Here is a 13,619-nt window from a genome sequence, read left to right on the forward strand (position 1 = left end):
CCATAGCTCTGATTTTCTTGTCAGCCGTAAAAAGCGCATTGGTGAGTTTACGGACCAAAACAGGATTACCCGAAAGTTTATATCGCTTTAGATTAATAAAATTATTGACCGAGGAGTAAAAATTATATTCAATACCTTATACTTTACCATATAAAACCTTCTTTATTAGAAAGCTCTGCTTGAGAAAAAATACCCAATTACTTCCGGCGGGTATTCTTAAATGATCCAATAAATTCTTACATTTGCAAAAATTAGAAAATATTAAATTCCCTGAAATAATCATGCAGTATAACTTTCAAGACATCGAAAAAAAATGGCAGAAAAAATGGGCGGAGCAACAAACGTTTGCCACGTCAGATAATACTTCACAACCGAAATATTATGTACTGGACATGTTCCCTTATCCATCGGGAGCCGGACTGCATGTGGGACATCCTCTGGGCTATATTGCCTCAGATATATACTCAAGATACAAACGCCACCAGGGATTTAATGTCCTTCACCCTATGGGATACGATAGTTTCGGCTTACCTGCCGAGCAGTATGCCATTCAAACCGGCCAGCATCCGGCAATAACAACCGAAGTAAACATTAATGGTGGAATCGATAATAAAAACAACCAGATTGCCGGTTACAATAACCAGCTTAAAAAACTGGGTTTTTCTTTTGACTGGAGCCGTGAGGTAAGAACTTCGGATAAAGAATATTACCGTTGGACCCAATGGATTTTCATTCAGCTTTTTCATTCGTATTACGACCAGGCACTTCATCAGGCACGCCCCATACAAGAACTGATTGATAATTTCTCTGAAAACGGTTCTCTGAAAGTTAATGCCTGTACCAGCCAGAAAGAACCTTTTACGGCAGAAGAATGGAACGGATATTCAGAAGATCAGAAACAGGAAATACTTTTAAACTACCGTCTGGCTTACCGTGCGGAAACTACTGTAAACTGGTGTCCTGCACTGGGAACCGTTCTGGCCAATGATGAAGTGATAAATGGAGTGTCCGAACGTGGCGGATATCCGGTATATCAGAAAAAAATGATGCAATGGTCTATGCGGATTACGGCTTATGCGGAACGTCTGCTAACCGGTCTGGACACCCTTCAATGGAGCGATGCGATAAAAGAAAGCCAGAGAAACTGGATTGGTAAGTCCCAGGGAGCTGAAATACTTTTTTCGGTACAAAACTCGGACGAGCAGATCAAAGTTTTCACTACCCGCCCCGATACCCTGTACGGCTGTACGTTTATGGTACTGGCTCCCGAACATCCTTTGGTGAACCAGCTTACCACCGGGGAATATGTTGAGGCAGTCAACCAATATAAAGAAGACAGCACCAAACGTTCGGAAAGAGAACGTATGGCGGATGCCAAAACGGTTTCCGGACAATTTACGGGTGCCTATGCCGTGCATCCGCTAACTAAAGAAAATATACCGGTATATATTGCAGATTATGTTTTAATGGGTTATGGTACCGGTGCAATTATGGCTGTTCCGGCACACGATGAAAGAGACCATCGCTTTGCGAAGCATTTTGGCATTTCCATCAAAGAAGTAATTGAAGGGTCTGAAAACATACAGGAAGAAGCTTTTACCTCCAAAGAAGGAAAAGTCATTAATTCCGATGCAATTAACGGTCTTTCGGTAAAAGAAGCCCAGATTAAAATGATTGGAATGGTGGAACAGATGGGTATCGGACACGGAACCATAAATTACCGCTTGCGAGATGCTGTATTTTCACGTCAAAGATACTGGGGAGAACCTATTCCGGTATATTATAAAAACTCTACCCCTTATACTCTTCCGGAATCTGCATTGCCGCTGGTACTTCCTGAGGTTGAAAAATACCTGCCTACAGAAGACGGCGATCCTCCGTTGGGAAGGGCACAGGTTTGGGCCTGGGATGCGGAAAATGAAAAGGTGGTGAGTATAGATAACATTAACCATACCACGGTATTTCCACTGGATTTAAACACTATGCCGGGATGGGCAGGAAGTTCCTGGTATTATTTACGATACACGGATCCGAACAACGCTTCCCGTCTGGCGGATGACAGCCAGATCGAATACTGGGAAAATGTGGATTTATATATCGGAGGAAGCGAACATGCCACCGGGCATTTGCTATACTCCCGTTTCTGGAATAAATTCTTAAAAGATTACGGCTATGTAAAGAGCGAAGAACCTTTCCAGAAATTAATTAACCAGGGAATGATTTTGGGACAGAGTGCCTATGTGTACAGAATTAACGGTACACAAAATTATATTTCCTGCAATCTGCTAGAAGAAACTCAGGAAGTTACTCCTATACATATAGACGTAAAATTACTTAAAGGAGCCACTGATGAGGTAGACATTGAAAAGCTAAGAGAATGGCGGGATGAATTTAAAGATGCTCAGTTTATTCTTGAAAGCGGTAAATATATCGCTGGCAGACAAATCGATAAAATGTCTAAAAGATGGTACAATGTAATTAATCCTGACGATGTATGTGAAGAATACGGAGCTGATACCCTGAGGATGTATGAAATGTTTTTAGGCCCGCTGGAACAGGCAAAACCCTGGAATACTCAGGGGCTGGTAGGTGTTCATGGTTTTCTGAAAAAATTCTGGAGATTGTATCATTCCGGGGAAAATGAAGCTTTTTCAGCTTCGGATTCAGAGCCTAGCAAAGAGGAATTAAGGGTTCTTCATCAACTAATCAAAAAGGTGGCAGAAGATATTGAGAGTTTTTCATTCAATACTTCGGTGAGTTCCTTTATGATTGCCACCAATGAACTAAGTAAACTGAAAACCGATACAAGGAAAATTCTGGAACCTCTGGCTGTTCTCATATCTCCGTATGCACCGCATATAGCTGAGGAATTATGGGAAAAACTGGGACACTCCGAAAGTATTGAATATGTTTCATTCCCTGAATTTGTTGCCTCACATCTGGTTTCGGACAGTTTTGAATATCCGGTAAGCTTTAACGGAAAAGTACGGTTTAAAATTGAGATGCCGGCCACAGCATCCTCTCAGGAAATTGAAACTGCCGTGATGAATCATGAAAAAACCGCCGGTTATCTGGATGGAAAAAATCCTAAAAAAATTATTGTTGTTCCTAAACGTATTGTGAACATTGTACTTTAGTATTCCTAAGGTATTCTTTATACTACACAAGCCTCTCTAAACTCTTAGAGAGGCTTGCTTTTTATAGCAGAAACCCCGTTTCCTTATTTGACACTAAACTTTGTATCACAGAGCATAACGCTTAAGAATACTCTTATCTGCATTTTTTCTTTTACCTGGTTTTATCCTGTATTTCTTACAGAGCTTCCTAAGCTCAGGGGTACCATTGTAAAACAAAAAATCTTTTTAATTTTTGAGCCGGAAAATAAAAAATAAAAAACCGATCAGCCATAATTTATATTTATTTTATACTATATTTGAGTATACTTCGTTTATGTTTGAATTAGAAATAATCTTTTAAATTATGAAAAACTGCTGCTTTATTTTATTTTTTTTATTCTTCTCTTCTTATTCTTTCTCATTGGACCTTTATGAAAAGGACAAGGAAAAAAAGGAAAAAAAGGAAAAAAAACGTACCCACTCTACTGGTCTTAGTATTAAAAAACAAAAAGGCAAATACGGTGTTATTGATGAAAAGAAACAACAGATCATTATTCCTTTTCTATTTGATAAAATTGAACCCATTCATGAGGATGGCTTTGCCACGATGAAAGAAAAAAAATGGACCATTTATGATACCCGGGGAGAGCTTATTTCCTCTTCCTATTCTTTTGCTCATATTAATATTCCATCAAATGTAGATTCGGATCCTAAAATTTTGATTATAGGGAAACCGTATAAAAATTCAACGGCGGTCACTGTTTTTATAAAAAACGGACAGGATATAGAAATTAAAAACTATGAAAAAATTTTATCCGTTAATCCCCAGTACTACAGTGTTTATAATAACGGGAAAACAGGTACACTTTCCATCGAAGGAAAAGAAACCATTCCCGTAATTTACAAGTATATCACCTATTTGAAATCTTCTAAAGGAGAAGATACTTACAAGGCTAAAGTCACAAATGAATATACCGGAATTATTAATGTATACACCGGCGAAATTATTGTATCGGTGGAATGGGAAGACGTACAAATTTTAACCTCACATCTTTTTAAAGTTTTACGAAAAGGGAAATGGGGCATTATAGATCGGGAAGGAAAAGAAGTGATACCTGTGCAATATAAACAAGTAGACTTATTATCTCCCAGGTTTATCAGAGTAAAGAATGATGCGGAACTATTTTTTGTCACTTTGGATTCTTCATCAAAAAAACAAAATTCTGACTCTCTAGCTTTTGATGCCCTGTCCATCGCTCAACAAAATATGAAATATGGAATTACCGATGCGAATCAAACTCCTTTGACTGCCTTTCGTTATGATTATATAACCAAAACTCCGCAACAGGTATTTATTGCTACCAGAAATAAAAAATATTTTTTGTTAAATTCCGAAGGAAAGGAAATTACTCCTGAATATAAATCCATTGAATACAATGAGCTCACTCAAAATTTTCTGGTTCAGAATCTCAAAAACAAATGGTGTCTGGTGAATTTTCAGGGCGAACAGATACTGGAAACTAAACTATCTGATAAAGATAAATTGTTTGAGGAACTGATGGATAGAACTTATCAATCTTCAACCCAAAAATCCAAGAGAAACCGGGTAAATATCGGTGAAGTATTTGAAAGTGTTCTAGTGGGTATTGGTGCCTTTCTTTGGGTAATAATTAATGCGGCTCTATACCTGATAGTTAGTCTGACAGAATTGGACTATATGTAACCATTTAATAATCAATAATTTATAATTTTATTAATTTTTTACATTCAATATTTGTTTTATTAGATTATTTTATTATATCTTTGTGTTATTAAAGATCATTAATAAAATTACTTATCAAGAAAGGTGGAGGGAATTGGCCCTATGATACCTTAGCAACCCTCTAGTAAGAGTCAGGTGCTGCATCCAACCCGTAACAGGGATAGATAAGTCGAAAACTTGCTTAATCAGAAAAAATATATAAGCTTCTTTCGACCTATCGGAAGAAGTTTTTTTATATCTTTTTCCGAGCCATGGAAATCTTGAATAAGTTGTTTTGTAGTGATTAATGAATGTCCATTTATTAATTGTAAAACAACAAAGTCATGAAATTAGAAACAAAAATCGTACACATTTCAAAACCGGATGAATTAACCGGAGCCATTTCTACTCCTATTTATCAAACTTCATCCTATGCGCAGGAAGCCCCGGAAGTGCATAAGGGATTTGCCTATTCAAGAACTGCCAATCCAACCCGTAAGGTGGTAGAATCAGCAATAGCCGAACTGGAGGGCGGACTGGCCGGTTTTGCATTTTCTTCGGGTCTTGCAGCCACGGACTGCGTATTAAAATTATTGAACCAGGGGGATGAAGTAATTGCCGTAAATGATGTGTATGGCGGTACGTATCGTATCTTAACCACCGTGTATAATCGTTTTGGTGTTACTTCCAAATTTATAGATACAACCGATGCTAAGAATGTAGCGGAAGCCGTTTCTTCAAAAACCCGATTCATATGGCTGGAAACACCGACCAATCCTACACTTAAAATTTCCGATATTGAAGAAATAGCCAAAATAGCTAAAAGTGTGGGTGCCCTGCTGATCGTTGACAATACTTTCCTGTCTCCGGCTTTACAACGCCCGATTGAACTGGGAGCAGATATTGTAGTACACAGCGGAACCAAATACCTGTCCGGCCATGGAGATGTACTTTCGGGATTTGTAGTGGTAAATACTCCGGAACTGGCCGAAGAGCTTAAATATATTCAAAATACGTCTGGGGGGGTTTTATCACCATTTGACAGCTGGTTAACCTTACGGGGTATCCAGACTTTGTCCTTACGACTGGAAAAACATTCTGCAAATGCTCAAAAAGTAGCGGAATATCTGGCTAACCACCCAAAAGTGGATAAAATATACTATCCGGGATTAAAATCTCATAAAAATCACGAAATTGCAGCTAAACAGCAAAAAGCTTTCGGAGGAATGGTTTCCTTTAGCCTTAAAGAGGATACTCTGGAAGCCGCCACCCGTGTTCTTACCCAGACCCAAATCTTCCTGCTGGCAGAAAACCTGGGAGATGTCAGAAGTCTGGTTAGTCATCCGGCTACTATGACTCATAAATCCACTCCTGCCGAAATACGCAGAGAAACCGGAATACAGGATTCACTCATCCGCCTTTCCGTTGGAATTGAAAATGCGGATGATTTGATTGCTGATCTGGAACAGGCATTAAATGCTGAAACTATATGTTGTAGCAAGGAAACATTAGAAAATCAAGAAAAATAAAACATGACTAAAAATAAACTTAAACTGGGAATTTTCGGTTTCGGATGTGTTGGAACCGGTTTATATAAGGTGTTGGAAGAAGCCGGAAGTGTGGAAGCCAATATTAAAAAGATTTGTATTAAACATGCAGATAAACCCCGCCCGATTGACAAAAAATATTTTACTACCGACAAGGATGAACTTTTAAAAGATCCGGAAATCAATGTAATTGTGGAACTTATTGATGATGCGGATGCTGCATTTGAAATCGTTTCTGAAGCAATGAAAAACGGAAAATCGGTAGTTTCCGCTAATAAAAAAATGATTGCCGAACGTCTTCCGGAATTGCTTGACCTGGAAAAAAAATACCAGGTATCTTTCCTTTATGAAGCCTCGGTATGTGCCAGTATTCCCATCATCCGTAATTTAGAAGAATACTACGATAACGATTTGCTTACTTCGGTTTCGGGCATTTTTAACGGTTCTACCAATTTTATCCTGACCAAAATGATTGATGAGAATATCTCGTACCCCATCGTTTTGAAAGAAGCTCAGGAAAAAGGGTTTGCCGAAACAGATCCGACTCTGGATGTGGAAGGTATCGATCCTAAATACAAACTTTGCATTATTCTTTTCCATGCTTTTGGCTTGATTACGCGTCCTGAGGATATTTTTAATTTCGGTATTTCCCGTATTAACGATTTTGATTTAAGGTTTGCCCAGCAACGTAATTTTGCAATTAAACTGATAGCAAAGTGCAATAAAAACGGAAATGAAATTACCGGTTTCTGTGCTCCTACTTTTATTGAAAAGGAAGATCCGCTGGCTCATGTGAAATATGAATACAACGGTGTGGTGCTGGAAAGTGCTTTTTCGGAAAACCAACTGATGATAGGTAAAGGTGCGGGTGATAAACCGACCGGTAGCGCTGTATTATCGGATATTTCCGCTTTAACTTATGATTATAAATATGAAAATAAAAAATACTCACATGTTGATAAAAACCTGAAACTGGTGAATCATGGCGAGTATAAGGTGTATGTACGTTACTCGGATGAGTTTCCAGCTTTTGATGACTTTATTTCCATAGAGGAGAAATATATCAGCCCTAATGGTAATTACTTTATCGGTAGAATCAGCTTGGATAAACTGGCAAATTCATCATGGATTAAAAATAAAGATATTAACGTTATCTTTTCGTGTTAAATAAATTTGTTGTTTTACAAAAAGAAAAGGCTTTATTTGTAAAATAAAGCCTTTTTGTATTAATCGAAAATCTGCTTGTAAGCGTGACAATAAGGTGTTGAACCTTTGTGTTCGTAGTACTGCTGATGATAGTCTTCTGCCTTCCAGAAGATATAGGCCGGTTTTAGCATAGTGGCGACTTTGTATCCTTTAGACTGCAATATCTCCATATACCGTAAAGCTATGTTCTTTTCTCCTTCATCAGAATAAAAAATACAGGAAAGGTACTGAGGTCCTATATCCGGACCCTGCCCATCCGTCTGGGTAAAGTCGTGAGTTTCAAAAAATAATTTCACCAAATCTTCATAACTGGTTTCTTCTGTATTGTATTCCACTTCCGTTGTTTCCAGATGCCCGGTATCTTTTTGACATACCTGTTCGTAGGTAGGATGATCTACATGACCTCCCATAAATCCGACAGTAGTATGTACTACACCTTTAGCTTTCATAAAGTAATATTCGGTACCCCAAAAACAGCCCGAAGCAAAATAGGCTTTTTTTATATTTGTATTGTTTTCCATTCTTTTCAGCGTTTAATTATTGTAAAATTACGAATTTAATTGTAAAATGTTTTTATAATCTCTCCAGAAAGTTACTTTTATATAGCTTACCTCGTGTTTTTATCAATTTATTTAGCTTATTCTTATACAAAGTTGCCTGAAAATATCATAACAGCTTTACTGGCAAAAACGGAATGCAGAAGCTTTACGCTTTGGCACAAACCGCTGGACTTATACAATATCTTAACCCTTAGTAAAATCCTTATTCCCGAGGACGAACTGGGACTCTTAGATAAGATGAACAGTTGAAAAAGCAAAAGCCAACCCTGGGATTGGCTTTTTTGCTTACCCTAATGGTAAATTTTTTTTTTACTTTCTTTCATTCTATATAGCTGGTTTCCATTTGAGTTTTTCCTACAGTAGCTCCGTCTATCCTTACACTCTGGCGTGTAATAAATGAGCCGTGATCCTCAATAACATCTAACCGTACAGAACTGGAACGCTCTTGTGTAATAAATTGAGCAGTTCGTTCACCTACATTTGTTTGGCCTACACCTGCTGCTCCAGCGTCATTAATATGTTCAAACGCTTCTGCCTCTCTGGTTTGGGCAGGGGCTTCACCCTCCTGGCTTTTTACCTTTGCGGTTTCATTATCTCCGTCTTTGGTGGACTAGGCGTCTTAAATAAAAAAGCAGAATAAGTTCTGCTTTTTATAATAATAGTATTTTAGTAATTATCCCATTTATCATCCCATTCTCCATTATTCATCCGTTCTATATCTTCATCGGTAAATTTATCCCATGTTTCGTCCGATTCTGGAATATGTGGATTTTTAGTTCCCAATTCATTCATTGTATATTCTACTTCTCCTTTTTCATCCGAAATAACATATATAAATTCATGTATTTCACCAAATAGTTCATTATCTTCAGTAACAAACCATATATTATTTTTTTGATTATCTTTTTTTGCTAAGAATGATTGAATCTTAAAATTTCCATTTCCTTTAATATTCGGGTATCTATCTTGAAAATCTTTAACAATCTGTAAAACTGTTTCTTTTTTCAATTTCATTACAAAAAATTTTAAAATTCATATAAATTAATTTTCTTATTAAAATAAGGTCAATAACCGTTCTCTACATAATAGATATAAGCTTCTGCATGATTAATTTGTTGAGGAGTTAAAATCTCTTTATTTTTCATCAATTAAATAAAATATCTAATTTAATCACGTTATTATAAATCAAATTTAATTCCCTCTGATTTTAGAATACGTATAAAATCTTCTTTTGAATAATTATCCCATGATTTACTTATAATTTCTTTCAATTTATTCAAATACTCTTCATTCCCTAATTGTATTACTCCTATAGCAGCAATCATAGCTACAGTCAAAGTAGAAAATTCTTTTGTTTTTATATTATCTTTATTTTTAACTTCATTTAATAATAATTCATATAATTCTTTACTTTCATTAAGTAATCCTAAATTAATCAAAATAGGAACTTTATTTCTAGAAGAATTAGTCTGAAATAGAACTTGTTTTAATTCATTAAATTCAAGGTCTTTATACTTAGGCGATGGTTGTTTATAAAATAATTGTTTCATAATTTTATTCCTCTATTATATAATTATCTCTGATATAATCAATTTCATTTTGTTTTAATTGTTCTAATTCATTAGCTAATTCCTTATTTCCCATTTCATTTGCTAGCTCTATTTCTTTATTATATACATTAGTTTCCATTTCTATTCTTTTATATGGATCTTGTAGATAATCTCCCATTCCTAATTTCCCATTTTCCATATTATCTATATAATGCTGATATTCATGTTTTAAAGCACTATAAGATGCATCAGGGTCTAAAATCATTTGTCCCGGTCTTCCCTTTTCAGGACTATAAGCTAAATTACCTTCTCTATACTTAATTTCTAATCCATTTGCCTTTAAATCATCTATCATTGTCTGCCATTCTACTGGATGAGATTCTTTGCCTGGTCCTAAAAAATCTGCAACAGGATCTGCTTTAGAGTTATAACATTTCAAATGCCTCTGAATCTCTGGTTTGGGCAGGGTCTTCTCCCTCCTGGCTTTTTACCTTTGCGTTTCCACTATCTCTGTCTTTGGAGGACTAGGCATCTTAAATAAAAAAGCAGAATAAGTTCTGCTTTTTATAATAATAGTATTTTAGTAATTATCCCATTTATCATCCCATTCTCCATTATTCATCCGTTCTATATCTTCATCGGTAAATTTATCCCATGTTTCGTCTGATTCTGAAATATGTGGATTTTTAGTTCCCAATTCATTCATTGTATATTCTACTTCTCCTTTTTCATCCGAAATAACATATATAAATTCATGTATTTCTCCAAATTACTCAAATTCACCTATAATTATCCATGCTTTATCTCCGACAACATTAAATTGAGGATTAAATTGAACCTTTTTAATCTTATTATTTAGTAAAGGATATTGTTCCTTATATTTTTCTTCTATTTCAATTGCTTGATTGTCTGTTAATTTCATTGATATTATTAAGTTCATATTTTCCAATTGACCAAATTATGCACCTACTTTATTTATTTGGCATTATCTAGAAAATAGAATTATTCCAAATCAATATTTGAAGTTATTTCTTTTTTATGTGATTTTACTTCTTCTATTTTATAAAAATTCATAAAACATAATTGTTTTTTTATCTAAAATTTTACCAGATAATTTATCTACATAACAACCCCAGTATCCAGGAGTATATCCTTCTTCTTGTAATACATAATCATCTGCTAAAAAAGGGTACCAAATGGGAGATTCTACTCCATCTTTTATTTCTCCAAATCTATTTTCCCCTAATTTTATTTTTGTTTTTAAAAAATTTTCATTAGCTATCCTTTGAGCATCTTCATAAGATATGCTTTTATTATCTCTATAATTAATAGGAACTATTAATATTTGAATTTTATTCTGTATAAATATTTTTTTTAAATCTTTGATTTTTTCTAAATCCAAATTTAATCCAATAAACCCTTTATTTTTCCACCAATTTATATTATTATTTTCATTTAATATTAAAGGATCTTTATCTAAAGCTTTTTTTAAATATATATCATATAATTTTTTCATCATTTTATTTATTTGTTATAATTACTACTTTACCTTGTCCATTAAAACGCCCCCATGCAGTCTCAAATTCAGATGTAGGAATAGTATAACTTGAACCCTCACCTATTGGTAAAGGATCTCTAACAGTTACTTGTCCATTTTCAATTCTATCAATAATAACTGAATGTGCACCTTGTCCATCATTTACACTAACTACAGCTGAATTTCCATTTTCTAGACCTGTTTTTAACTGTTCATATGATACTTTACCAGATGTAGTATTAATATCTAAACCTAAATTTTCAATAGCTTTTGGTATATATTCCATCATCTACTTTTCCAAAATACTCATCAAGTCTAGTAATTCTATCAGTTTCACCTATTATAAGATCACTTAATGGATTTCCTTCTTAATCGAAGAATTGTCCAAAATCAATAGATTCATTTTGTATAAATGATTCTATATCTTTTACTTTTTAAAATGAAATTTTTCATTCGCCCTTTTCTATTATTTTCAATTAGTTATAATAAAACACTTAATTTTATAAATTGTCAATTCCTAAATACATTTTTATTTTATCTATTTTCAAAGATAAATCATCTGTAGGTATACTAATTTTATTTATATTTTCTAAAAAATATTTTTTACCTTTTTCTGTAGTTGAAATATTTTTATAGAAATTAGAATTTTCAAATATTCCTTCATGAATGACCATTTTTTCATGTTCTAATTCTTCAACAAGTAAAGACTCATTAACAATTAGTCCAAGTGAATTAAGAAATATATTACGATAACCAAAACTAGAAGACATCGGCTGTTTATATGATAACCTTAAAATTATAAGTTTGCATATTTCTTTTATCTGTTTATCTTTTATTATATTCATTTTATTTTTTTTTAAAAACCTAATCTTTCTATATCTGCTTTATACAATGCATCTTCAGCTTCTTTAGTATAAAAAGGATGTTCACCATTAGCTCCTCTTTCCATTTCAGCAGTAATGCCATATTCTTTACATGTTTGAGCATGTGCCTCTTTATATGTCATACCTTGATTCATTAGTTCCGCTTCTCTCATTTCATGGGTAAGGAAAGCCTTATCTGTAGCTGTTGCTTCTAGTTCTCCTCTTTGTATAGCTTCCAGTCGATCAATCATTGTTTTATTATTTTCCCATAACTCTCCATTATTAGAAATTTGATCTTTTGATAAATGCTCTTTTACAGCTTCAATATTTTCAGGTGTAAAAGAAGCTTCGTCAATAGTTCTTGTTCCTGCTTCTATATGGTCAAGTCCTCCTCTATATCCATCTTCTGCAATAGTATCAAAAGGCGTTTTTCCACCTGTACTATGTTCAAACGCCTCTGCCTCTCTGGTTTGGGCAGGGGCTTCACCCTCCTGGCTTTTTACCTTTGCGGTTTCATTATCTCCGTCTTTGGTGGTTTCGGCATCTTTAGCTTTTCCTTCTGCCTCTTTATTAAACAACGAATCTTCCAGTTCCCGTTTTCCTTGTCCTACCGGGGCTATCATCATGGCCATTCCTACCCAATCCTGCCAGGTACCCTGTCCGGTTGCGATATTTTTAGCCGAGTCGTAGGCACCGGTTTCCATAGCTACGGTTCCTTTGGCAAAATCGGTAACGCTGGCCTCTCCTGTATTCCCGTAGGTGGCAGCCGTATTTTGCACTCCCATAACTCCCCGCAATCCTAATCCAAATTTACTAAAACTTTCTATAAAATTTACCTTTAAATTAGTAGGAATGGATTTTCCAAAGTTCAGGGCAGCACGTCCCAATCCTCTCCATCCGGCAGAAGCAAAAGCACTGGCACCTCCGCTCAGGGCGGCACCTCCCATTCCTATGGCAGCCCCGGCCATCATTCCTTCCATTAATCCGCCTATATAATTAGCCGCACCTAAGCTTACGGCCTGCGACCAACTCTTTATATGCGGTGCAAAGGTTATGACTCCTCCGGCTTTGCATTCCATCTGATGCCCACCGGTAATTCCGGGAGAACCCTGAATAATCAGGTCTTTTTTACTTCCCAGCCATTTTCTTCCACCTCCCATTTTCTGCCCGCAAAGTAAACCTCCCATTACTGCACCAATGGCTGCTCCTGCTAATCCTGCCAGTGCGCCTATTGCGATAAGGGCGGCTCCTCCGGTAGCCACGGTAACCACTCCTAACACCACAGCTCCTACCACTAAAACAGCAGCTACTATGGCCATCAATAACATATACTTTTTACAACCGAAGTCTATCCAGCTGCTGGTTGCTTTGTCTTCAACCGTTATATATTTTTCTCCGGATTTTTTTTTGCTTCCCTCACGGGTTCCCTGCAATTGTGCCGGCACATTCCCCAGGGTGCATATCCAAAAATCTTTTTCAGTTATTATTTTATTTCCCAT

The 13,619-nt window shown here is 35.7% G+C and carries 14 protein-coding genes and 1 riboswitch; of the genes, 4 read left to right on the forward strand and 10 right to left on the reverse strand.

Annotated features, from left to right (window positions below; all coding sequences use genetic code 11):
• Positions 1-281: 281 nt before the first annotated feature.
• From leuS to EOV51_RS12600, 4 genes are all read left to right on the forward strand, one after another.
• Entirely contained in the window at positions 282-3,137 is a 2,856-nt protein-coding gene (leuS, locus tag EOV51_RS12585) for a leucine--tRNA ligase (protein WP_128153352.1), read from the forward strand.
• Positions 3,138-3,480: 343 nt separating this feature from the next.
• Positions 3,481-4,839, forward strand: a complete 1,359-nt coding sequence (locus tag EOV51_RS12590) for a WG repeat-containing protein (RefSeq protein ID WP_128152882.1) — start codon at positions 3,481-3,483, stop codon at positions 4,837-4,839.
• A 108-nt stretch (positions 4,840-4,947) separates the two neighbouring features.
• Positions 4,948-5,049, forward strand: a riboswitch (SAM riboswitch).
• Between the two features lie 152 nt (positions 5,050-5,201).
• Complete coding sequence (locus EOV51_RS12595; protein WP_128152883.1) at positions 5,202-6,386, forward strand: trans-sulfuration enzyme family protein; 1,185 nt, start codon at positions 5,202-5,204, stop codon at positions 6,384-6,386.
• 3 nt (positions 6,387-6,389) lie between these two features.
• Positions 6,390-7,571, forward strand: a complete 1,182-nt coding sequence (locus EOV51_RS12600) for a homoserine dehydrogenase (protein WP_128152884.1) — start codon at positions 6,390-6,392, stop codon at positions 7,569-7,571.
• A 59-nt stretch (positions 7,572-7,630) separates the two neighbouring features.
• Here the strand turns inward: EOV51_RS12600 and msrA are convergent, their stop codons facing one another.
• The 10 genes from msrA to EOV51_RS12640 all read right to left on the reverse strand — a co-directional run bounded on the left by msrA (position 7,631) and on the right by EOV51_RS12640 (position 13,619).
• Positions 7,631-8,131 (reverse strand): peptide-methionine (S)-S-oxide reductase MsrA, encoded by a 501-nt coding sequence (gene msrA / locus EOV51_RS12605; protein ID WP_128152885.1) that lies wholly within the window; start codon positions 8,129-8,131, stop codon positions 7,631-7,633.
• Positions 8,132-8,836: 705 nt separating this feature from the next.
• A complete protein-coding gene (locus tag EOV51_RS12610; protein ID WP_128152886.1) occupies positions 8,837-9,184 on the reverse strand; it encodes a hypothetical protein in 348 nt (115 codons plus the stop codon).
• A 164-nt stretch (positions 9,185-9,348) separates the two neighbouring features.
• Entirely contained in the window at positions 9,349-9,720 is a 372-nt protein-coding gene (locus EOV51_RS12615) for a hypothetical protein (RefSeq protein WP_128152887.1), read from the reverse strand.
• A 4-nt stretch (positions 9,721-9,724) separates the two neighbouring features.
• Complete coding sequence (locus EOV51_RS12620) at positions 9,725-10,159, reverse strand: hypothetical protein (RefSeq protein ID WP_128152888.1); 435 nt, start codon at positions 10,157-10,159, stop codon at positions 9,725-9,727.
• 141 nt (positions 10,160-10,300) lie between these two features.
• The gene (locus tag EOV51_RS14880; RefSeq protein WP_262707251.1) at positions 10,301-10,426 is read right to left on the reverse strand and encodes a hypothetical protein; all 126 of its coding nucleotides are present in this window, start codon (positions 10,424-10,426) and stop codon (positions 10,301-10,303) included.
• Between the two features lie 63 nt (positions 10,427-10,489).
• Positions 10,490-10,660 (reverse strand): hypothetical protein, encoded by a 171-nt coding sequence (locus tag EOV51_RS14705; protein WP_164875312.1) that lies wholly within the window; start codon positions 10,658-10,660, stop codon positions 10,490-10,492.
• A 120-nt stretch (positions 10,661-10,780) separates the two neighbouring features.
• Entirely contained in the window at positions 10,781-11,239 is a 459-nt protein-coding gene (locus tag EOV51_RS12625) for a hypothetical protein (protein WP_128152889.1), read from the reverse strand.
• A gap of 1 nt (position 11,240) precedes the next feature.
• Positions 11,241-11,543, reverse strand: a complete 303-nt coding sequence (locus tag EOV51_RS12630) for a cysteine peptidase family C39 domain-containing protein (protein ID WP_164875313.1) — start codon at positions 11,541-11,543, stop codon at positions 11,241-11,243.
• A 214-nt stretch (positions 11,544-11,757) separates the two neighbouring features.
• The gene (locus EOV51_RS12635) at positions 11,758-12,102 is read right to left on the reverse strand and encodes a hypothetical protein (protein WP_128152891.1); all 345 of its coding nucleotides are present in this window, start codon (positions 12,100-12,102) and stop codon (positions 11,758-11,760) included.
• Between the two features lie 11 nt (positions 12,103-12,113).
• Positions 12,114-13,619: a hypothetical protein gene (locus EOV51_RS12640; protein ID WP_128152892.1), complete on the reverse strand. Its 1,506-nt coding sequence runs from the start codon at positions 13,617-13,619 to the stop codon at positions 12,114-12,116.

The organism is Apibacter raozihei (assembly GCF_004014855.1).
GTDB lineage: Bacteria > Bacteroidota > Bacteroidia > Flavobacteriales > Weeksellaceae > Apibacter > Apibacter raozihei.